The 20,776-nt window shown below is 66.9% G+C and carries 23 protein-coding genes and 1 other RNA gene; 8 read left to right on the forward strand and 16 right to left on the reverse strand.

Features of this window, described 5'->3' with window-relative positions:
* Window positions 1–22: 22 nt before the first annotated feature.
* The 5 genes from OM977_RS13575 to OM977_RS13595 are packed head-to-tail and all read left to right on the forward strand — an operon-like array spanning window position 23 to window position 2,153.
* The gene (locus tag OM977_RS13575) at window positions 23–736 is read left to right on the forward strand and encodes a metal-dependent transcriptional regulator (protein WP_264354458.1); all 714 of its coding nucleotides are present in this window, start codon (window positions 23–25) and stop codon (window positions 734–736) included.
* The gene (locus OM977_RS13580) at window positions 737–1,183 is read left to right on the forward strand and encodes a fluoride efflux transporter FluC (protein WP_264354459.1); all 447 of its coding nucleotides are present in this window, start codon (window positions 737–739) and stop codon (window positions 1,181–1,183) included.
* Complete coding sequence (locus OM977_RS13585; RefSeq protein ID WP_264354460.1) at window positions 1,184–1,549, forward strand: fluoride efflux transporter FluC; 366 nt, start codon at window positions 1,184–1,186, stop codon at window positions 1,547–1,549.
* A 50-nt stretch (window positions 1,550–1,599) separates the two neighbouring features.
* Entirely contained in the window at window positions 1,600–1,971 is a 372-nt protein-coding gene (locus OM977_RS13590; protein ID WP_264354461.1) for a hypothetical protein, read from the forward strand.
* 47 nt (window positions 1,972–2,018) lie between these two features.
* Complete coding sequence (locus tag OM977_RS13595; RefSeq protein WP_264354462.1) at window positions 2,019–2,153, forward strand: hypothetical protein; 135 nt, start codon at window positions 2,019–2,021, stop codon at window positions 2,151–2,153.
* A 150-nt stretch (window positions 2,154–2,303) separates the two neighbouring features.
* On the opposite strand, the gene ssrA is transcribed toward OM977_RS13595, so the two are convergent.
* The 13 genes from ssrA to OM977_RS13660 all read right to left on the reverse strand — a co-directional run bounded on the left by ssrA (window position 2,304) and on the right by OM977_RS13660 (window position 12,619).
* Window positions 2,304–2,672: a transfer-messenger RNA gene (gene ssrA, locus OM977_RS13600) on the reverse strand.
* A gap of 108 nt (window positions 2,673–2,780) precedes the next feature.
* A complete protein-coding gene (smpB, locus tag OM977_RS13605) occupies window positions 2,781–3,251 on the reverse strand; it encodes an SsrA-binding protein SmpB (RefSeq protein WP_024367797.1) in 471 nt (156 codons plus the stop codon).
* A gap of 132 nt (window positions 3,252–3,383) precedes the next feature.
* Window positions 3,384–4,712: a peptidoglycan DD-metalloendopeptidase family protein gene (locus OM977_RS13610; protein ID WP_264357422.1), complete on the reverse strand. Its 1,329-nt coding sequence runs from the start codon at window positions 4,710–4,712 to the stop codon at window positions 3,384–3,386.
* A 97-nt stretch (window positions 4,713–4,809) separates the two neighbouring features.
* Entirely contained in the window at window positions 4,810–5,724 is a 915-nt protein-coding gene (ftsX, locus tag OM977_RS13615; RefSeq protein WP_264354463.1) for a permease-like cell division protein FtsX, read from the reverse strand.
* Window positions 5,721–6,539: a cell division ATP-binding protein FtsE gene (ftsE, locus tag OM977_RS13620; RefSeq protein ID WP_264354464.1), complete on the reverse strand. Its 819-nt coding sequence runs from the start codon at window positions 6,537–6,539 to the stop codon at window positions 5,721–5,723. The genes ftsX and ftsE overlap by 4 nt, the downstream gene beginning before the upstream one ends.
* 193 nt (window positions 6,540–6,732) lie before the next feature.
* Window positions 6,733–7,848 (reverse strand): peptide chain release factor 2, encoded by a 1,116-nt coding sequence (gene prfB / locus OM977_RS13625; RefSeq protein WP_264354465.1) that lies wholly within the window; start codon window positions 7,846–7,848, stop codon window positions 6,733–6,735.
* 79 nt (window positions 7,849–7,927) lie between these two features.
* Window positions 7,928–8,377 carry a pilus assembly protein TadG-related protein gene (locus tag OM977_RS13630; RefSeq protein WP_333473977.1) on the reverse strand — a complete coding sequence of 150 codons (450 nt, stop codon included), beginning with the start codon at window positions 8,375–8,377 and terminating at the stop codon, window positions 7,928–7,930.
* On the reverse strand, window positions 8,374–8,841 hold the full coding sequence (locus tag OM977_RS13635) for a hypothetical protein (RefSeq protein WP_264354466.1): 468 nt from the start codon (window positions 8,839–8,841) through the stop codon (window positions 8,374–8,376). The genes OM977_RS13630 and OM977_RS13635 overlap by 4 nt, the downstream gene beginning before the upstream one ends.
* The gene (locus OM977_RS13640; protein ID WP_264354467.1) at window positions 8,822–9,244 is read right to left on the reverse strand and encodes a TadE family protein; all 423 of its coding nucleotides are present in this window, start codon (window positions 9,242–9,244) and stop codon (window positions 8,822–8,824) included. Before OM977_RS13640 ends, OM977_RS13635 begins: the two co-directional genes overlap by 20 nt.
* Window positions 9,245–9,247: 3 nt before the next feature.
* A complete protein-coding gene (locus tag OM977_RS13645; RefSeq protein ID WP_264357424.1) occupies window positions 9,248–9,445 on the reverse strand; it encodes a hypothetical protein in 198 nt (65 codons plus the stop codon).
* Window positions 9,446–9,603: 158 nt separating this feature from the next.
* Window positions 9,604–10,545, reverse strand: a complete 942-nt coding sequence (locus OM977_RS13650) for a type II secretion system F family protein (RefSeq protein ID WP_264354468.1) — start codon at window positions 10,543–10,545, stop codon at window positions 9,604–9,606.
* A complete protein-coding gene (locus tag OM977_RS13655) occupies window positions 10,542–11,396 on the reverse strand; it encodes a type II secretion system F family protein (protein WP_264354469.1) in 855 nt (284 codons plus the stop codon). The genes OM977_RS13650 and OM977_RS13655 overlap by 4 nt, the downstream gene beginning before the upstream one ends.
* Window positions 11,396–12,619, reverse strand: coding sequence for a CpaF family protein (locus tag OM977_RS13660; RefSeq protein WP_264354470.1), 1,224 nt, complete (start codon window positions 12,617–12,619; stop codon window positions 11,396–11,398). The genes OM977_RS13655 and OM977_RS13660 overlap by 1 nt, the downstream gene beginning before the upstream one ends.
* A gap of 237 nt (window positions 12,620–12,856) precedes the next feature.
* Here OM977_RS13660 and OM977_RS13665 point away from each other — a divergent pair, with 237 nt between their 5' ends.
* Complete coding sequence (locus OM977_RS13665; protein WP_264354471.1) at window positions 12,857–13,915, forward strand: substrate-binding domain-containing protein; 1,059 nt, start codon at window positions 12,857–12,859, stop codon at window positions 13,913–13,915.
* Between the two features lie 47 nt (window positions 13,916–13,962).
* On the forward strand, window positions 13,963–15,537 hold the full coding sequence (locus OM977_RS13670; RefSeq protein ID WP_264354472.1) for a DUF2142 domain-containing protein: 1,575 nt from the start codon (window positions 13,963–13,965) through the stop codon (window positions 15,535–15,537).
* Between the two features lie 79 nt (window positions 15,538–15,616).
* Here OM977_RS13670 and OM977_RS13675 read toward each other — a convergent pair whose 3' ends face one another.
* The gene (locus OM977_RS13675; protein ID WP_264354473.1) at window positions 15,617–17,026 is read right to left on the reverse strand and encodes a bifunctional dTDP-4-dehydrorhamnose 3,5-epimerase family protein/NAD(P)-dependent oxidoreductase; all 1,410 of its coding nucleotides are present in this window, start codon (window positions 17,024–17,026) and stop codon (window positions 15,617–15,619) included.
* Window positions 17,027–17,029: 3 nt separating this feature from the next.
* The gene (gene rfbB / locus OM977_RS13680; RefSeq protein ID WP_264354474.1) at window positions 17,030–18,028 is read right to left on the reverse strand and encodes a dTDP-glucose 4,6-dehydratase; all 999 of its coding nucleotides are present in this window, start codon (window positions 18,026–18,028) and stop codon (window positions 17,030–17,032) included.
* A 159-nt stretch (window positions 18,029–18,187) separates the two neighbouring features.
* Here rfbB and OM977_RS13685 point away from each other — a divergent pair, with 159 nt between their 5' ends.
* On the forward strand, window positions 18,188–19,954 hold the full coding sequence (locus OM977_RS13685) for a GH25 family lysozyme (protein ID WP_264357425.1): 1,767 nt from the start codon (window positions 18,188–18,190) through the stop codon (window positions 19,952–19,954).
* A 37-nt stretch (window positions 19,955–19,991) separates the two neighbouring features.
* Here the strand turns inward: OM977_RS13685 and OM977_RS13690 are convergent, their stop codons facing one another.
* Complete coding sequence (locus OM977_RS13690) at window positions 19,992–20,753, reverse strand: glycosyltransferase (RefSeq protein ID WP_264354475.1); 762 nt, start codon at window positions 20,751–20,753, stop codon at window positions 19,992–19,994.
* Window positions 20,754–20,776: the final 23 nt, after the last annotated feature.

Below are 20,776 nucleotides of genomic sequence, written 5' to 3' on the forward strand. Positions count from 1 at the left end.
GCCGGACGGTAGGCTTGTGGCTGTGAAGACCAGTCCGCCATCCTCCTCCATTGAGGACTACGTCAAGGTCATCTACTCCTTCACGGAGTGGCAGGACAAGCCCATCACCTCCTCGCAGCTGGCACAACGGCTCGGGGTCGCCAATTCCTCGGTATCCGAGATGGTCCGCAAGCTCAAGGACCAGGGCCTGGTGGACCACCAGCCCTACAGCGCAATCACGCTCACGGCCGACGGCGTCCGGCTGGCCCTGTTGATGGTCCGCCGTCACCGGCTGATCGAGACCTTCCTCGTCCAGGAACTCGGCTACCGCTGGGACGAGGTCCACGATGAGGCCGAACTCCTGGAGCACGCGGTCTCGGACACCTTTATCGAGCGGATGGCCGCCAAACTGGGCAACCCGGTCCGGGACCCGCACGGCGACCCGATCCCCGCCGCTGACGGCTCCGTGTTGATGCCCACGGCCTACCGGATGAATGAGCTCGACGACGGCCACACCGGCCGGATCACCCGGATCAGCGACGAGAACCCGGAGCTCCTGCGCTACCTTGCCGCCGAGGAAATCGACCTGGACGCGGCAATTGAGGTCATCGGCCGACGGCCCTTCGGCGGCGCCCTGGTTGTCCGGATCGGGCCCGGTCCGGGCGGGCGCGAGGTTGACCTCGCCGAAGAGGTTGCCTCGGCCCTCTGGGTCCACAGCGAGGTTGCCCACGCTGGCTGCAGCGTCGAAGCGCGCTGAATGCTTGGCGCACCGGGCGGGGCCAGGACTGAAAACCGCCCCCGCCTGCCGGACTGGCGGGCCTGGGCTGCCGTCGCGGCGGGCGGGCTGCTGGGAACGGAACTGCGCTACGGTGCGGGCCTCGCGTTCCCTGAGACGGCAGGCTCGGTGCCCTGGACCACCCTGGGAATCAACGTCGTCGGAAGCTTTGTCCTCGCCACCCTCACCACTCTCTGGATCGCGCGGCCCCGGACGGCCTTCTGGCTCCGCGCCGGTCTGGGACCCGGGCTTCTGGGTTCCTTCACCACGTTCTCCGCGGTGGTCTTCTCGGTGGACCAGCAGTTCCGGGGCGGGCTGCACGGCACCTGGCTCGCGTATCTTGGGCTCTCGCTGGTGCTGGGACTTGGGGCCGCCGCCGCCGGCTGGAAGACCGGCAAAGCGCTGGCCAACCTCAAAGCCGGTGCCTGAATGATCACCGCGGTGCTGGTCGGCGTCTTCGGGGTGGCCGGCGCCCTGCTGCGGTTCGCCGTCGACTCCTGGTTTGCGCACCGCCCCGGGCCGCGGCCGCACTGGCCCTGGGCCACCCTGACGGTGAACATCGTGGGCTCCTTTCTCATCGGCGTCTCCCTCGGCCTGACCGACCTGCTGGGCCTGGCACCGGAATGGCACACCGCGCTCAGCGCCGGCCTTGCGGGTGGGCTGACCACGTTCAGTTCCTGGACCACCGCTACGGTGCGGCTGGTCAGCGAGGCCCGCTACCGCGCCGCCGGGCTCAATGTCGCCGTCAATCTGTTGGCCGGACTCGCGGCCGCCGCGCTCGGCCTCGCGCTGTGACCGCGCTAACATCGGGGCGCCGGGGTTCCCGAGTCCCGTAAAGTTGAAGGATGGTTACCCGACGTGAAGCAGCCCAGATCCTCGATATTCCGCTGGAAATGGCGCACCGTCACGGCATTCCTTCCCGCCTTTCCGACGCCGAACTCGGCGAACTCCTGGACCACCCGCCGCAGTGGCTGGTGCAGTCGAAAGCCAACCGGACGGGCAAACGCCCGGTCTGGGTCCAGCTGACCTGCGCTGTCTGCGGGTTCTCCGAGGCGGCCCGGCCGAAGAAGTGGTGGCCGGAATTCACCTACGTCTGCTGTGCCCATCACGCCCCCTACGAGGTCCCCGGCGTGGCCGCGGGGCTGGTCCGCAGCGAGTACGAGGGCGTGGGCAGCCGCTTCGTGGGCATCGTGGACGTCGCGGTGCCTGAGGCGTAACTTAAGAGCACGGGGCCACCCCGGCCCCTCCGCCTTAGGAGGGCGCAATGCCTGACAAAACTCCACACCAGAACCAGGCCAAGAAGCCGGTCAAGACGATCAAGGAAAAACGGGCCGACAAGAAGTCCAAGAACATCGCGGACACCCACGCCGACCCGGTGGCGCACATCAAGAAGCGCTGATCCAGCGGGCCGGTCAACGACGGCCCACTGCGAAAGCGCCGGACGAAGACGCCGCAAAAAACCAGAAAGGCCGGAAGCAGAAGCTTCCGGCCTTTCTGGTTCGAGCCCTTGCGGGCTCATACGGGGTGGAGCACCGTTGCCGGCGATCCCATGTGGAGATGGGGGGAATTGAACCCCCGTCCGATGTCGTGTTGTCAGGGCTTCTCCGGGCGCAGTTTGCGTTGGAGTTTCTCGGCCCCAGCCACGCTGCAAACAGCTGGCTGATCCGGGCCCAGTCATCTAAGAGTCCCGTTCACCCCGATGACGGGGGTAAACAGCAGTGGCTATCTAAATGACGCCAGGATCCGGGGCAATAGCAACCTCGGGCTGACGGACTGTCTTACTGCTTAGGCAGCGAGAGCGAAGTCAGTGCGTTTTGATTCGGCACTTATTGGTTTGCAGACAGCGTTTACGAGATAATTCTGCATCCTCGGCCCGCTTCACCTGTCGCGACTAACATCGTCGAAACCGATCATCCCCGTATTTTTTTATCAAACCGGTCAAGCCCCTCGGAGTCTCCTTGCGGATTCCCGTCGGTTCCTTCCCGGACTACCAAGCATAACGCACGCTGCCGCAGAATCATTCCCGCTAGCGGCGGTTCCGTTCGCGCATCACGCGGAGGGCCTCGCGTTTGTCCTGCTGCTCGCGCAGCGTCTGGCGCTTGTCGTATTCCTTCTTGCCGCGGGCGACGCCGATTTCGACCTTCGCGCGCCCGTCCAGGAAGTACAGCTGGAGCGGAACGATCGTGAAGCCCGATTCGCGGATCTTGTGCGAGATCTTGGTCAGCTCGTCGCGGTGCAGCAGAAGCTTCCGACGCCGCCGGGCGGCATGGTTGGTCCAGCTCCCCTGGTGGTACTCGGGGATGTGGATGCCCTCCATCCACAGCTCGTCGTTGTAGAAGGTGCAGAAGCCGTCGACCATGGAGGCGTGGCCTTCGCGGAGGGACTTCACTTCCGTCCCCATCAGGGCGATCCCGGCCTCATAGGTGTCGAGGATGTGGTAGTCGTGCCGGGCCTTGCGGTTGGTGGCCACTACCTTACGGCCACTTTCTTTAGGCACGGTAGAACTCCTGGTTCGTGTTGAGGCCGGCTGCGCGCCAAGGGCCAGTGGGTCCGCCACCACTCCGGCGCGGCTTTCCTCCAGTTTACGGCAGAGCCGCGGTACAAACCGCGAGGCTTCGCTTGCGGCGGATCAGAGCAGGTTCATCGGATCTACGGCCCGGCCGTTCAGCCAGGTCTCAAAGTGCGAGTGGCAGCCGGTGGAGTTTCCGGTGGTGCCGGAATAGGCGATGAGCTGGCCTTGGCTGACCTGCTGCCCGCGGGAGACCACCACGCTGGAGTTGTGGTAGAAAATCGTGGTCAGTGAATTGCCCTGGACGACGCCGTGCGAGATCTTCACGTTGTTGCCGCCGCCGTCGTTGGCCCAGCCGGCCGAGAAGACGGTGCCGGCCGCCGGCGCGTAGACAGGGGTGCCGCAGGCGGCGCCGAAGTCGATGCCGGTGTGCATGTAGCCGCCCTGGCCGTAGAAGTCGACGGTGCCTGGCGGCGTGGCGCGCCAGCCGAAGCCGGAGGTGATCCGGGTCCCCGAGAAGGGACTCCGCAGCCCGAACGCCGACGGCGGACCCTGGGCGGGTGCGACGTACGGCTGGACTGCCTGGCCCTTGGCGCGGGCTGCCGCCGCTGCGGCTTCGGCAATACGCCGCTGCTCGGCTTCCCAGGCCTCGCGAAGTTTCCGGTCGCGCTCGACGATTTCGGCGGCGACGGCGTCCTGCTGGGCCTTGACCTGGGCCAGTTGGCTCTGGATGCCCGGCTTTGCGGCCTGCAGTTCGGCGTCGAGCCGGGTGGTGTCCGCGATGAGCTTGTCCACCGCAGCCTTCTTTGCTTCGGCTTCGTCGCGGGCGGCCTGCTCCCGCGCCAGCGCGGCGTCGGCTTTGGCCTTCAGGTCCTGGATTTCGGCTTCCACGGCCTCGAGGCGGGCCTGGGCGTTTGTGTTCGTGGCGCTTTGCTGGCTGAGTTTGTCCATCGCCGCATTTTGGCTGCGCATCGCCTGGTCGGCGAGGTCGATCGTGTCCGTGAGGCTGCCGTTGTTGGAGCCGAAGAACAGCGAGAGGTTGGACGGTACGCCGCCGGACTTGTAGGCCTGGGTAGCGATCTGCCCGATCAGCTTCTTGGTGTCCGCGATCTTTTGCTTGTCGGTCTCCAGCTGCTGGGTGATCTTGGCCTTGTTCTGCTGCGCGAGGTCCACCCGCGCCGCGAGGGCCTCGACTTCCCGGACGGCGCCGGCCACCCGGCCCTGCGCATCGAGCAGGGCCTGCTGGGCACCGGGAAGCTGGCCTTGGTAGAGGACCAGGTCGCCCGCGGCCTGGGCGATGCGGGCGTCCACGAATTCGAGGGAGTGCTGGACCTTGGCGGCTTCCTCCTGGAGGGCCGCCTGCTGGTCTTCGAGTTCATCGGCGAAGGCCACCGGTGCCGCCGTGCCGAGGCTCGCCGCGAGGATCAGCGCCAGCGCGGCACTGATCATGCGGCTGCGGGCTCCGGCCGGCCGGGCTCCGGCCTGGCGGGACCGCCGCTCCAGTCGATCCTTCGGTGTCATGTGCGATTCCGTTTCGTTGCGCACGCTAGACCCTGAGGTAACGGCGGAGGGTGAGCAGAGAGGAGATGCCTGCCAGGAGGACACCTGTTCCGATCAGGGCCGGGGCCAGGATCAGGGTCTGCCCGGGTGAGATGAAGGCGGTGTCCGGATATTGCTGGGACAGGTAGTCGCCGAGGAAGAACTGCGCCACGGCCCAGAGCGTCGCCGAGGCCAGGGCGGCACCAATGACGGCCGCGATCACACCCTCGAGGATGAACGGCAGCTGGATCACCATCTTGGACGCACCGACGAGCCGCATGATGCCCGTTTCGCGGCGGCGGCTGAACGCGGACAGCCGAATGGTAGTGGCGATCAGCAGGATCGCGCAGACGATCATCACGCCGGCGATGCTGACTGCCACGAGTGACGCGGCGTTCATCGCTGAGAACAGCCGTTCAAGCAGCTGGCGCTGGTCGATCACAGTCTCCACGCCGGCCTGCGAGGAGAAGGTCTCGCTGATGATCTGGTACTTCTCCGGGTCCTTCATGTTGATCCTGAAAGACGCCGGCAGCTGGTCCGGCGTCACGGAATCGACGATCGGGGAATTGGAGAACTGTTCCTTGAAGTGCTTGTAGGCGTCGTCCTTGGACTCGAACTGGAAGTCGTTGACGTACGGGGCCACCGCGGGCGACTCCAGCAGGGCGCGCAGGTTGTCCTGCTGCTCCGGGGTGACCGGGCCCGTGGCGCAGCCGGCCGCCGTCGAGCCGTCACTGCAGAGGAAGATCGCCACCTGGACCTTGTCGTACCAGTAGCCCTTCATCTGGTTGATCTGCAGCTGCAGCATGCCGGCGGCGCCGACGAAGGTCAGGGACACGAAGGTCACCAGGATGACGGAAACCACCATGGACAGGTTGCGGCGCAGGCCGCTGCCGATCTCGCCGAGGATGAATGCAAGCCTCACAGCTGGCCCTCCCCTACGACAGGGATGTTCGTGGCGCCGCTGCGTCTGGACGCGACGGAGGCGGTGACCGGCTGCGGGTCTTCCCGGCCGCTGGCGTCCCGCAGCCGGCGGGACTGTCCCACGATCGGGATCATCGACGTGTAGAGGGCCCTGGCCTCGTCACGGATCACGACGCCGTTCTTCAGCTCGACGACGCGCTTGCGCATCTCGTTGACGATGTCGTCGTCGTGCGTGGCCATCACCACGGTGGTGCCGTTCTGGTTGATCTTGTCCAGCACTCCCATGATGCCCATCGAGGTGGTGGGGTCGAGGTTTCCGGTGGGCTCATCGGCCAGCAGGATTCCGGGGCGGTTGACGACGGCGCGCGCGATTGCCACGCGCTGCTGCTCGCCGCCGGAGAGTTCGTGGGGCAGCCGGTTCTCCTTGCCCTCCAGGCCGACGGTCTTCAGGACCTCGGGCACTGTGTCGCGGATGACGCTGCGGCTCTTGCCGATGACCTGCATGGCGAAGGCGACGTTGGCGAACACGGTCTTCTGCGGCAGAAGCCGGAAGTCCTGGAACACGACGCCGATCCCGCGGCGGAGCCGGGGCACGCGCCAGCTGGAAATCTTCGCCACGTTCTGGCCGGCGACGTAGACGGCGCCGGAGGAGGCGCGGTCCTCCTTCAGGACCAGCCGGAGGAAGGTCGACTTGCCGGAGCCTGAAGCTCCGACCAGGAAGGCGAATTCGCCACGGTCGATCTCAAGGTTGATCGAATCCAGCGCGGGACGCGCCTTCTGGTCATAGACCTTGGTGACATTTTCGAATCGGATCATGGCCCTAAGTACCCTGCGGGGCGTGGCTCGTGGCCAGTCCTGCTGCCGGTGCGCGGGCTTTCGGTGGGGAGGCAGAGAGCTCCGGCTTCTTGACTATACGCACGGGCAAGTGCGGTTGGGCCGGAGCATCGGGGCGTGTCGCGGGATTGCCGGGACACTCCCAGCTGGGCGGCCGGCCGCTGCCGGCGTCGGGCTACTTCTCGGCGTTCCGGTTGTCGGTCCGCCAGCGGATGCCGGCGTCGATGAAGTCGTCGATCTCGCCGTCGAACACGGCGGAGGTGTTGCCCACCTCGTGTTCGGTGCGGAGGTCCTTGACCATCTGGTACGGGTTGAGCACGTAGGAGCGCATCTGGTCCCCCCAGGAAGCCTTCACGTCTCCGGCGAAGGCCTTCTTCTCGGCGTCCTCCTGCTCCTTCTTGAGCAGCAGCAGGCGGGACTGCAGCACCCGGAGGGCCGCCGCGCGGTTCTGCAGCTGGGATTTCTCGTTCTGCATGGACACGACGGTGCCGGTGGGGATGTGCGTCAGGCGCACCGCGGAGTCGGTGGTGTTGACCGACTGGCCGCCCGGGCCGGAGGAGCGGAACACATCGACGCGGATCTCGTTGTCCGGGATGTCGATCGAGTCCGTCTGCTCGATCAGCGGGATGACCTCGACGGCGGCGAAGGAGGTCTGGCGGCGGCCCTGGTTGTCGAAGGGGCTGATCCGGACCAGGCGGTGGGTACCGGCCTCGACGCTCAGGGTGCCGTAGGCGTAGGGCGCCTTGACCTCAAAGGTGGCGGACTTGAGCCCGGCCTCTTCGGCGTAGGAGGTGTCCATGATGGTGGTCGGGTAGCCGTGGCGTTCGGCCCAGCGCAGGTACATCCGCATCAGCATTTCGGCGAAGTCGGCGGCGTCCACGCCGCCGGCGCCGGCGCGGATGGTGACCACGGCTTCGCGGACGTCGAATTCGCCGGAGAGCAGGGTGACCACTTCGAGGTCCTTCAGGGCTTTCCGGATCGATTCCAGCTCCGTGGCGGCCTCGCCCATGGAGGCGGCGTCGTCCTCGTCCTGGCCCAGCTCCACGAGGACCTCAAGGTCGTCGATCCGGGAGACCAGGGAATCCAGGCGCGCCAGTTCGGACTGGCGGTGCGAGAGCCGGGAGGTGATCACCTGGGCGGCTGCGGGATCGTCCCAGAGGTTGGGTTCGCCCGCGCGCTCGCTCAGCTCCGCGATGTCTTCCTTCAGCGCCTCGACATTCGAAACGTTTTCGATGGAGACGTAGGTGGCGCGCAGCGCGCGGATTTCTGCGGGAAAATCGATGTTAGCCATGGTTTTTTAACCCTACGCTATCCGCGCAATCCGGCCCGCCCCGGGGCTGCGGCCCAAGCGGGCAGGCCGGGACTGGTACCTAGCGGCTCAGCCGCGAGCGCGCCGTCGAACTGGCTTCCACCCGGATGCCGTCCGGGACCAGGAAGTTGACCACCGGCGGGTGGACGGCGACGCTCAGGGTCACGACGGCGGTGGCACCGTCCGGGGTTCCCGTTCCGGGCGCGACGGCGAGATCGCTGAACCGCGCGAAGGCACCGTTGCGCTCCAGGTAGTCGACGGCGGCGCTGCGGACCCTTCCCCCGTCAAGCACCGCGGTGGGCGTTCCCGCGGAGCTGCCGAGCTGGCCCAGGGTGAAGCTGTCCGCCGCGGCCACGGAAGCGCCGTCGGCCAGTGAAAGCAGCTTTTTGTGTTCGAGGTAGACGCTGGAAGCTGCCATCACGACAGTGGCGAGGAGCAGGGCGAGCAGGATGTAGCCGATGATGAGCACCATCATCTGGCCGTCGTCGCTGGCGGGGGCGCGCCGGCTCACCGGAAGCGCCCGACCAGCTGGGTGGCCGAGGCGGTGAGCTGGCTCGCGTTGAGATGCAGGGCTTCGCTGAACGGAACAAACGGTAGGGGCACGGTGAGCTGGACGGTGGCGGTGACGGCAGAACCGGCGGCCGTGCAGTCCGCCGGCTGGCAGCTCGTGTCCAGCCTGGCGTTGGCCGGCTCATACCCGTAGTCCGCGAGCGCCAGCAGGACGGCCTGCTCCGCTGCGGCCCGGCCGCTCGCGGCGTCCGGCTGGGCAACGAAGACCTTGGCGGCCTGGTCGGCAGCGCCGACCACGGCGAAGGACCCTGCCTGGATCTGTCCGACGGTGATGATGAAGTAGACGAGCGGGACCATCAGAAGCAGTGACAGAAAGGTGAATTCCACTACCGCGCTTCCCTGCTCCGCGCCGTCGTCCTCGGCGCGGTTGTCCTCGGAGCCGTTGTCAGGGCCGGATGGCGGCATGCCCCTTCACCTCCAGGCTTGCGCGCGGTCCGATCAGACCGATCACCGGCAGCGGGGCACGGACGGTTACCTCCAGCGTGGGGACGCCCTGGTAGATGGTCTCGGTGGTGCTCACCTCGTTGGCGAAGCCGGGGTTGAGCGCAACACTGATCAGCTGTGCCGTCCGGGCGCGGGCATCAGCGGCGCTGCGGTCCGCGAGAGTGCCGTATCTGGCACCGGAGGCTGCTGCGTCGATCAGGGTGTTCCGGACGTGCAGGACCAGGGTGAGCTGGATGATGGCCAGAAAGAACAGCGTCAGCAGGCCGCCGACGAGGACGAAGTCCACCACGGCCGCGCCCCGTTCCCCGGCTTTCCGGACGTTGTCCCGCCGGGGGCATCCCCAGCGTTCGCCGGGCGCCGCCACTTGCTACTGCCCGACCTTGTCCATCGCCTGGTTGAACAGTCCCTCGAGCGCCGGCCCCGCGAGGGCAAGCAGTGCTGCGACGAGGACTGCCGACATCAGGGTGATCATCACCCAACCCGGCACGTCCCCGCGCTCATGGTGGTCCGGGCCGCGGTATTTTCGTCCAGCGGGGGCCGGGGGCCGCCGAAGGAGCGTGCCCAAGATAAAGATCGTCAACGCCGTGCGGATACCGATGAGTTTCACTGTGTCCCCTTTGAGTGTGGAGCCGGAGCTTGTGCTGGCCGTGCTCCTGTTCCTGCTGTTGTCTGGTCCGTGCTGTTGTCTGGTCCGTGCTGCTGCGTTGGTGTGCCATTTTCCTCCTACAGTCCGAGGCTGATGGCAGCCAGACCAGGGAACACGGCAAAGACGACAGTGAGCGGCAATACGCCAAAAACCAGCGGCACCATCATCCCGATTTCCTTTTTACCGGCCGATTCCATCAGCTCGCGTTTAGCGGTGTCCCTGACGTCCTGCGCCTGCGCCCTCAGCACATCGGCCAGCGGGGTACCGCGTTCGACTGCCACGATCATTCCGTCCACGAAACGGATCAGCTGTCCCAGATCCGTCCGGGCTGAGAACTCCTGCAAGGCGTCGACCAGCGGCGTTCCCGCTCTGGTTTCCGCGAGAACCCGGGTGAATTCCTTCGACAACTCGCCCCGCGCGCTGCGGCAGACCCGGTCCAGTGCGCCGGTGGCGCTCTCACCCGCGCTGACGGCGAGCGCCATGAGTTCGGCGATGCTGGGGAATTCCGCCATCATGCGGGATTCCCGTCTCCTGATCTGCACGGACAGCACGTAGTCCCTCAGCAGGTAACCGGATCCGGCGCCGCCCAGGACGACCACGACCGCAGCGGCGGGGCTGAACCGCCCGGAAGCGCCGGCCAGCACCACGGCGCCGACAGCCACCACAAAGCCGGCCGCGCCCCACAACAGCTGCTCCGCCCGAAAGTCGATTGGCGGCTTGGTGGTCCCGGCGCGGGCCAGCCGGCGCGTCAAGGCCGAGGTCCCGGGGTTGATCTTGCCCAAGGAGGCGAGTGCGTCGCGGAGCACAGGTCGCAGAATCCGCCCAAGAGGGCCGAATGGCGTGACATTGCGCGGGGCCGGCCGCAGGAGCCTCGATTCCAGGTTGTGCGACTTCAGCTGCGGCCCGATGCGCTCGGTGAACGTGGTGGGGCGCAGAAACGGCAGCCTTCCGAGGAGGAGCCAGAGTCCGGCGCCCAGGACCAGCCCGCAGGCCGCGGCGCTGGCCATGAGCCCGCTCATCGCAGCACCCTCTCGTCTTCCGGAAGGGCCCCGATTCGCAGCATGACCGCGTAGGAGATGAGGGAGACCGCGAGACCGCCCAGCAGGACACCGGCCCCGGTTGGCGTGTTGTACGCCGCGACGGCTTCCGGCCTGCTGGCCAACAACACGAGCACGATCCACGGCGCGGCCACCGCGAGGCGTGCCGCATTGACTGTCCAGGACTGCCGGGCCTCCAATTCGCTGCGTGTGCGGGCACTCTCCCGCAGGAATTCGGCGAGCGTTCCCAACAGGCGGCCCAGGTCTGAGCCGCCCACTTCGCGGGTCAGCCGGAGTGCCTCGACAATTCTGTCGGCCACAGGGTCGGCCAGCCGATCCTTCAGCCTGGTCAGCGACGGATCGAACTGGCCTCCCGCACGGTAATCGGAACCGAAGTCGCGGAATACGGGCCGGAGCTCCAGCGGGCCGTTGTCTCCGAGCTGGATGAGGGCCTCGGGCAACGACAGGCCCGCCCGGATGGCGGATCTCAGATGGTCCACGACGTCCGGCCAGAGCTGACGTAGGACGGCAGTTCGTTTCCGGGCGCGCCAGCGAACGACGGCAAGCGGCAACCAGGCGCCGAACAAGCCGAAGCAACCCGAGATCGGCCAGGACCGGGTCAGCGCGAAGAAGACGATGGTAGTAAATGCTCCGACGCCGAGACAGCTTGCCACCAGACCCGGCCCGGTGACTTTTTCGATGCCCGCCGTCAGCAAGAGGTCCTCCAGCCTGCGGACGCGCGGCGCACGCTGTATTCCTGGTGGCTGCTCCCATGCGGACCACCAGATCAACAAGAGCCCGGCGCCAGCGACCACGCCCAACAGCGGCGCCATCAGCGCGGCTCCAGCAAGGCGGCGACGTCGTACCCGGACCCGGCGAATTTCTCCACCGCGGGCATGGAATTGGCTTTGGGCTGGAGCTGTCCGTTGGCCATGGCAAACACCATGGAGGATTCAATGATGCCGTTTTCGACTCTGCGTCCGAGAGCCAGGATCTCGGTCACCTGCCTGCGACCGTTGGCGTGCCTGCTGCAATGCACCACCAGGTCGATGCACGATGCCACGGTGGGAACGACGAAGGCGCTGGAGATGTTCTCACCGGCCAGCAACGGAAGCGTACACAGTTTCGTTACGGCATCGTGGGCTGAATTGGCGTGGATCGTGCACATCCCGGGAAGACCTGAGTTCAAGGCAATGAGCATGTCGAGGCTCTCGGCCTCCCGGACTTCGCCTACCACCAGCCGGTCCGGCCGCATGCGCAGGGCCTCCTTGACGAGCCGGCGCAGGGGAATCTCGCCTTCCCCTTCCAGGTTCGGTTGCCGGCACTGCAGGCCCACAACGTCGCGGAGCGGAAACTGCAGTTCGAAGATTTCCTCCACAGTGATGACCCGCTCACGGGTGCCGATCCCGGCGGCGAGGCAGTTCAGCATGGTGGTCTTGCCTGCCTGAGTGGCACCGGACACCAGGATGTTCAGGCCGCTGGCCACCGCGGCTCCGAGAAACCGTGCGGCCTGCGGCGTGAGGGTTCCGAGCTCCACCAGGTGTTCGAGCCTGCTGGCTTTGACGATGAACTTGCGGATGTTGACGGCCCAGTGCCGCCGGGTGATGTCCGGAATGACGACGTGGAGCCGGGATCCATCGGGAAGGGCGGCATCGACGAAGGGCGAGGACAGGTCAAGGCGCCGCCCTGAACTCTTGAGCATCCGCTCCACCAGGTCCCGGACCTGCTGGTCCGTCAGGGAGATGGAGGTGAGCTCCGATTCGCCGTTGCGGGCCACATAGACCTCATGCGGTGAGTTGAGCCAGACTTCTTCGATTCCGGGATCGTCCAGCAGCGGCTGCAAGGCGCCGAAGCCGGCCACGGCGTCGAAGACGAACCGCCGGGCGGGTTCCAGCGGGCCGATCGGGGGCAAGGGCGCCAGCAGTGCACGCTCGTCGTAGTCGCTGACGGCCGCCTCCACGAGGCGCCGGACTTCCCCGGCCTGACGCAGCGGGTCCAGCCCGCGGCGTCGAATGAGCTCGCGGACTTCGTCCTCAACAATGCGTACAGCCTCCATGTGGGCCCCCGATAGGACTGCCACCCTGTCGCCGAGGCAGGGCAATTGGGTTAAAGCTAGGGGAGCGTCCCGCGTTGTACAAGGTCACAGGGCGCTGTGTGGAAAACTCATGGCACCCGGTTTGTCGCAGGCAGGTGCTTTGGCAATCCCAAAGTAGTCTTATCTGTGGCGGATCCGGGTCCGCCGTGTGCTGGCGTCGCCGAGTCGGGCGGACGCCGCGACCGAAAGGCTTTTTCATTGAAACACCGCGGCATCAGGTCCCTGGCGGCGCTCACCGCAGCCTCCGCACTATTGGTTGCCTGCTCCCCGGCCTCCAACGGGAGCCAGATCCGTGGCTCCATCACGGCCGTCGGGACCGGGATCCAGAGCGCGGCCATCGCCGCCTGGCGCAACGGCTGGGTCAAGGACTTTCCGGAGACCTCCCTGAGCTTCTCACCCGACGGGGCCGGCGTCGGCGTCAAGGCCCTGCAGACCGGACAGGCGCACTTCGCCCCGATTGACGAGCCGTTGAGCGCCGCCGACGCCGAGGCCGCCCGGCAGTCCTGCGGCCCGGACGGGGCCTTCTCGGTGCCCGTCGCCGTCGTTCCGGTCGGCGTCGCCTTCAACCTGCCCTCGGTCAAGAACCTCAAGCTCTCCCCCGACGTCCTCGCCGCCATCTACGCCGGCGACGTCACCTCCTGGGACGACGCCGAGATCGAACGCCTCAACCCCGAAGCCGACCTGCCGGACACGGAGATCGTCCCGCTCCGGGCCGCCGAAGAGTCTGCGCTGACGGTCGCCACCACGGCGTACCTCCAGCGCGGCGGCTGGGAAGACGCGGCCGGGAAAACCTGGCCGGAGTCCACGGCCGGCGAAGAGGTCCCCCGTTACACCGACCTCGGCAACGAGGTCGACGACACCGCCGGCGCGATCGCGTTCATGGACAAGGCCGCCATCGGGACCCGCTTCGACACGGCCCTGCTGGACTTTGGCCAGGGCTTCGTCCGGCTCAACGACGACACCCTGGGCCTGTCCATCGCTGCCGGCACCGTTAGCACCGGCCCGGGCGGCAGCATCATCTTCCGGACACCGGACAGTCCGGACTCCGGCTACGGCCTCACCACCGTGACGTACCAGGCCTTCTGCAGCGAATACCAGAACGAGCCACTGGCCCGGCTGGTCCGCTCCTGGGGCGAGTTCGTCCTCGGCGACGGCGGGCAGGGAAACTCCAGCTACTTCGCGGGGGTCTCCGCCCCCAGCAAGGACGCCCTGGAGCGGGCCAGCAGCCGTGTCGCAGAAATCACGGCAGCCCGATGAGCCGCCAGACCGTCTTCGGACGGCGGCAGGAAGCACGAAAGGCCCCCATGAGCAGCATCATTCCGGGAACCCCCGCGGACCAGACGCAACGTACCCGCTCTGCGGCACGGATCTTCTGGCGGATCTTCCTCCTGCTCTCGGCCATCACGGTGCTTTGGTCCCTCGCCACGCCGCTCATGGCCTACCCCGACGAGCCCGTCCACACCGTGAAGGCCGCGGCAGTGGCGAGGGGACAGATCCTGCCCGCTCCCGGAACCTCGTTCGGCCACGGGGTGCACGTACAAGTGCCTTCCTACATCGCCAACCTGCAGGCCCAGACCTGCTTTACGTTCCTCCGGGACAAGCCCGCCGGCTGCGCACCGCCCGTCGCGGCCGATGACAACTACCTGACCATCGGCGTAACGTCAGCCGGGCTGTACAACCCCATGTACTACTGGGTCGTGGGCTTCCCGAGCCTGTTCATGTCCGGGGCCCCGGCCATCTTCGCCATGCGGATCCTCAGCGCCCTGATCTCGGCGGCATTCTACGCCGCAGGATTCACCGCGCTGAGCCGGCTCCGGCACCCCAAGTGGCCGATCGTCGCCGCCGCCATCGCCATGACACCCATGGTCTTCTTCCTCTCCAGCGGCATCAACCCCAATTCGCTGGAAGTCGCGGCCACCATGGCCGCATTCTGCGGCTTCCTCGTGGTGCTAGAGAATTCCGGGCAGCTCAGGGTGGTCCGGCCCGCTGTGATCGCGGTGGCCGTTTCCTGCGCGGCACTGGCCAATACCCGCAGCGTCTCCCTGGTCTGGCTGCTGTGCGCCTTCATCGTCGCCGGCCTCTGTTACCGCTGGAAGGACTTCACTGCCCTGTTCCGCCACAAGGCGGTGGTCATCGCGATCGCCCTGGCCGCCGTGGGTGTGGCCCTTGGCCTGGTCTGGAACGTGCTCATGCTCAACGCGCCGCCGTCGGCCGGCGAGGCGCCGCTGGGCATCTCGAACGCGACGGGGGAAATCCGGCCCTACAACGCCTTCCTGACCATGCTGGACCGCAGCTTCGACTACGTGGCCCAGTACATCGGCGTGATGGGCTGGCTCGAATCCTCCCTCCCCCAGGCCGTCTTCATGTTCTGGAACCTGCTCCTGATCCTCACTCTTCTGATGGTCTTCCTGATCCGGCACTGGCGCCTCCGCATGGCCTTCCTGGTCGCCCTTGCGATGCTGGTCCTGGTGCCCGCCGTCATGCAGGCAGCGCTAGTGTCCAGTGTTGGCTTCATCTGGCAGGGCCGCTACAGCATGCCGCTGTTCATGATCGCGGTCATCGCCGCCGGCATGTGCTTCCGGTTCCGGCGCTTCCCGCTGGGCCGGTCCTCGGAGGCGCTGGCACGCCTGCTGCTGGTGGCGGCCATCGTGGCCCACGTTTACGGCTTCCTCTACGTTCTCCGCCGCTACGTTGTGGGCATTCCGGATTCCGGCAACTGGCAGACCATGATCACCGTTCCCGGCTGGCAGCCGCCGTTCACCTGGGAGGTCCTGACCTTGGCCTACGCCGGCGTGATGATCGTGGCAGCCGCCATGCTCTTCGGCTACCTCTACCCGGGCCGGACGTTCGCCCGGCTCCCGGCGCGCTTCCGCCGGTAGCCAAGCTCGACAGAAAGTCCGGCCCACCGCAAGCGGTGGGCCGGACTCTTTGCATGGCCTGCTTCGAGGACCGCGGCCGCTAGGAGCCGAGGTACTCGTTCAGCCGCTCGGCGGCACTGGGAACCGGGAACCCGGTGGCCTTGATCTTGCTCAGGTCCAGGCCGCTGTTCAGCGGGCGCGGCGAGACGTCCTTGCCCTTGAAGTACTCCTCGGTGCTGACGCCGGTCACCGCGGCGCGCGGCTTGCCCGAGAGCTCGTAGACGTCCGCGGCAATATCCGCCCAGGACTGCGGTTCGCCGTCGTTGCTCAGGTTGTAGACGCCGTACTCCGCGCCGCTCTCCAGCAGGTGCCGGATGGCGGCCGCGATGTCCGCCGTGAAGGTCAGGCGGCCCACCTGGTCGTCGACGACGGACGGTTCGATCCCGCGCTCGGCAAGCGAGGCCATGGTCCGGACGAAGTTGTTGCCCTCCCCGATGACCCAGCTGGTGCGCACGATATAGTGCCGGGGAACCACGCTGACGACGGCGTCGCCCGCCGCCTTGGTCTGGCCGTAGACGCCCAGCGGCGCGACGGGTTCGGATTCCGGATGCACGCTGCGGGTACCGTCGAAGACGTAGTCCGAGGAAACGTGGACAAGCGTCAGGTCATGTTCGACGGCGGTGCGGGCCAGCCGTGCCACGGCGGTGACGTTGACGGCCCAGGCGGCGGCGCGGCCCTCTGGCGTCTCCGCCGCGTCCACGGCGGTGTAGGCGGCCGCGTTGATGACCGTGGAGTAGTTCTTCCAGTTCCGCGCGGCGAAGGAATCCTCGCTGGCGAGGTCGAACTCACTCCGGCCGGCGAACTCGACGGAAGCGTCGCCGTCGTACAGTTTCCGCAGGGCCTTGCCGAGCTGGCCGTCCGCGCCGACCACGAGGATCTTCTTGCCGGGCATCGGCACCACGTCCGCCAGGCGGGGGTGCGCCTTGTCCTTGTCGGACAGTTCGGCCTGCTCCAGCGGGATCGGCCAGGCGATCGCCGCTGTCTCGTCCGCCAGGTTCAGGAAGGTGTACTGGCCCTGCGCGTCGGCGGACCAGTGGTCGTTGACCAGGTAGGTGTAGGCGGTGTTGTCCTCGAGGGTCTGGAAGGCATTGCCCACGCCCCGGGGGATGAAGATGGCCTGGCTGGGATCCAGCTCGGCCGTGAAGACCGCGCCGAACGAGGGGCCCTCGCGCAGGTCAACCCAGGCGCCGAAAATCCGTCCGGTGGCGACCGAAATGAACTTGTCCCACGGTTCGGCGTGGATCCCGCGGGTGGTCCCGGCCTTTTCGTTGAAGGAGATGTTGTTCTGCACCGGGCGGAAGTCCGGCAGGCCGAGGGCCCCCATCTTTTCGCGCTGCCAGTTCTCCTTAAACCAGCCCCGGTTGTCGCCGTGGACCGGAAGGTCGTAGAGGACGACGCCGGGAATGGCGGTCTGGTGCGCGGTGAGCTTCTTCGAGAACTCGATCGACATTATCTACTGGCCCTGTTCCTTGTACTTGGCTTCCGTGGCGGCCTTCTGCGGGCGCCACCAGTCCTCGTTGTTCCGGTACCAGGCGATGGTGTCCTCGATGCCGGCGTCGAAGTTGGAGAACCGGGGCTCCCAGCCGAGCTCGTCGCGGAGCTTGGTGGAATCGATGGCATAGCGCATGTCGTGGCCCGGCCGGTCCACGACGTGGTCGTAGGCGTCGGGAGCCTGGCCCATGTGCTTGAGGATCAGTTCGACGACGTCCTTGTTGTTCTTCTCGCCGTCGGCGCCGATCAGGTAGGTCTCGCCGATCCGGCCCTTGTCGATGATCGCCAGGACGGCGGAGGAGTGGTCGTTGGCGTGGATCCAGTCGCGGACGTTCTCGCCCTTGCCGTAGAGCTTGGGGCGGATCCCGTCGATCACGTTGGTGATCTGGCGCGGGATGAACTTCTCCACGTGCTGGTAGGGGCCGTAGTTGTTCGAGCAGTTGCTGATGGTCGCCTGCAGCCCGAAGGAACGCACCCAGGCGCGGACCAGCAGGTCCGAGCCCGCTTTGGTGGACGAGTACGGGCTGGACGGGTTGTACGGCGTTTCCTCGGTGAAGCGTTCCGGATCGTCCAGCTCGAGGTCACCGTAGACCTCGTCGGTGGAGATGTGGTGGAAGCGCTTGTTGTGCTTCCGGGCCGCCTCGATGAGCGTGTAGGTGCCGATGATGTTCGTGTCCAGGAACGGCCGGGGATCGTGCAGCGAGTTGTCGTTATGGGATTCCGCGGCGTAGTGGACCACGACGTCCGCATCCGCGACCAGCGCGTCGACGACGCCGGCATCGCAGATGTCGCCCTCGACCAGCCGGAAGCGGTCCTCGGGAAGGCCGGTCAAGGACTCCACATTGCCGGCGTAGGTGAGCTTGTCGAGGACCGTGACCTGATGGTCCGTGTTCTCCAGGACGTAGTGGACAAAATTGGAACCGATGAAGCCGGCACCGCCGGTGACGAGGAGTTTCTGCATTAAGCCAGCTTACCGGCTGGCGAAAACCCTCCCCCTCGGCGTCTCGGCACACCTTCCGCACCAATGGCCCCACTGGTAACACTGAAGGCAATTGGGTACTCTTTACCCACCTACGGGGGTGATTGTGGCCTCTGTCCAGATCCGTCCGGAGTAATCGTGATGACAACCACCGCCTCCAGATTGCGCGCCACGGCGGCTCTCTCCCTTCCCCTTGTTCTGGCGTTGGCCCTGGCAAACCCCGCCTACGCGGATACCAAACCCACCCCGTCACCCGCCGCTGCGGTCAGCACTCCTGATCCGGCGGCCACCACGTCCGCGCCCGTCACGACTGCGCCCGTTGCGCCCACCCGGACTGCGGCGCCCGCCCCGACCGGCACCGCTGCCGTTCCCAGGGCGCCCGCCAGCACGGCCCCGGTACCTGCTCCTGCAACGACGGCGGCCGCACCCGAACAGGGCGAGGCCCGCATGGGCAGGGCAGGGCTCAACCCCGCGTCCGGCTCCGCGGCCCAGGCCGTGACGGAGCAGCTGAACGCCACGCAGGCCACGGAGCCCTGGGTCTCAGAACAGCCCTTCGCCACCCGGGGTCAGCCCCTCGGCCTCGATGTCAGCAACTGGCAGGGCAGCGTGAACTGGCCCAGCGTCAAGGCCAACGGCGCCCGCTTCGCCTACATCAAGGCCACCGAAGGGACCGGCTACCGGAGCGCCAGCTTCGGTGCGCAATATTCCGGAGCGGCGGCTGTCGGGCTGCTGCGCGGTGCGTACCACTTCGGCCGACCGGATGGTGCCAGCGGGGCAGCCCAGGCCAGCTATTTCGTCAACAACGGCGGCGGCTGGTCAGCGGACGGCATCACCATGCCGCCCGTCCTGGACATCGAGGACAACCCGTACGCGGGCCTGAACCGGTGCTACGGCAAGACGCCCGGACAGCTCGCAACCTGGGTGCGGGACTTCACCCAGACCGTCTACCGCCTGACCAACAAACAGGCCATGATCTACACGAGCTACTACTTCTGGCGCGACTGCCTGGGCAACACCAGCGAATTCAGCCAAACCAACCCGCTGTGGCTCGCGTCCTACTACACCAACTCGCCCCTGGTGCCCGGCGGCTGGCCAACGTACACGGCCTGGCAGTACGCGAATGACTACGCCAACGCCTCCCAGACCGTCAAAGCCACGTTCCCCGGCGACCAGAACGTCTTCAACGGCTCCATTGACCAGTTGCGGCGGCTCGCCTCCACGCCGGACAACTATCCGATCGGCCTGATCCCGGGTGCCACACTGCTCACCGGCAAGTGGGGCGGTGACGGCAGGTCCTACACCGGCTGGTTCAAGGACGGCTTCTGGTGCCTCCAGATGCCGTTCGCCCCCCGGCGCTGCTTCGGCTACGGCAACCCGGGTGACCAGCCCGTCGTCGGCGACTGGAACGGGGACGGCCGGGCCGGAATCGGCATCTTCCGCAATGGCATGTGGTGGCTGGTCGACGACCTCAACACCATGGCTATCACCAAGGTTGTGGCCTTCGGCGTCGGCTCCGACAAACCGCTGGTCGGCGACTGGAGCGGCGCGGGCCGCGACAGCATCGGCATCTGGCGGAACTCCAGCTTCCAGGTCAGCTACAACATCGACCGGCCGGTGGTTAACGAGTTCACCGGCTTCGGGATCCCGTCGGACACGCCGATCATCGGCGACTGGGACGGCAACGGAAGGGCCAGCATCGGCGTCTGGCGCAATGGCGAGTGGTGGCTCAGCAACCGCATCACGTCGCCTGTTGTGTCGCACTTCATCGCCTTCGGCGTGGGCACAGACCGCCCCGTCACCGGCGACTGGAACGGCGACAAGCTGACGACCGTCGGCATCGTGCGGGGAAACAGTTGGCAGCTGACAAACAGCCTGGCCACGCGGACCGTGGATATTTCCTACTTCTGATCCGCTGGAGCTTTGCCGGTCGGGTCCGGGCGGGAACTTAGGAGCCGGCCGCCGCGCGGAGCCTCCGGCGGGCCTCGCGCATGAGGCGCAGCAGGACCACGCGGGCGGACAGAATGACGCGAAGCGAGCGCCACCCGCGCGGTGTGGCGTTCGTGTCATGCAGCCGCCGCAGCAGGGTTGAGCGGTCCAGATGCCCGATGGACCCTCCGGTGTTGCCCAGGATGGCAAGCCACAGGTCGTGGGACTCGGTGAGGTAGCCGGGCACCGGGGCGAAGCTGCCCAGGACGTCCCGGCGGAAGGCCATCCCGCAGCCGTAATAGGCCCGGTAGCCGACCAGGATGCCAAACAGGTTCGCCCGGTGGCGGCTGCTGTCCGCCGCCCGGAGCCGCGGGATCCGGGGCCGCTCGCCGCCGCCAAGCACACCGAAGTTGCTCGCCACCACCGCGTGCGTTTCCAGCGCCGCCAGCATGGCCTCCAGCCGCCCTTCCACCCAGACGTCGTCCTGGTCGGCCAGGAAGATCGCGCCGCCCCGGCTGGCCAGGACGGCCTGCTCGAAGGACCGCACGTAGCCTTGGTTGGCGCCGGCCGCGATCAGGCGGATCCTGGGGTCGGCGAAGCGCCGGATCCGCGCCACCGTGTCATCGGTGGAAGCGTCGTCCACGATCACGATCTCGTCCTCGGGACCCAGCTGCGCCAGGATCGATTCGAGCTGCTCCCCGACGTACTGCGAGCCGTTGTATGTTGCCATGCAGATGCTGGCCCGGAGCGGCGTTTCGGCCTGCTGGTTCTGATCTTTCATGGCCTCGGGTTTCTGGTTGTCGG

The sequence above is a fragment of the Pseudarthrobacter sp. MM222 genome (assembly GCF_947090775.1).
In the GTDB taxonomy this organism is placed as follows: Bacteria; Actinomycetota; Actinomycetes; order Actinomycetales; family Micrococcaceae; genus Arthrobacter.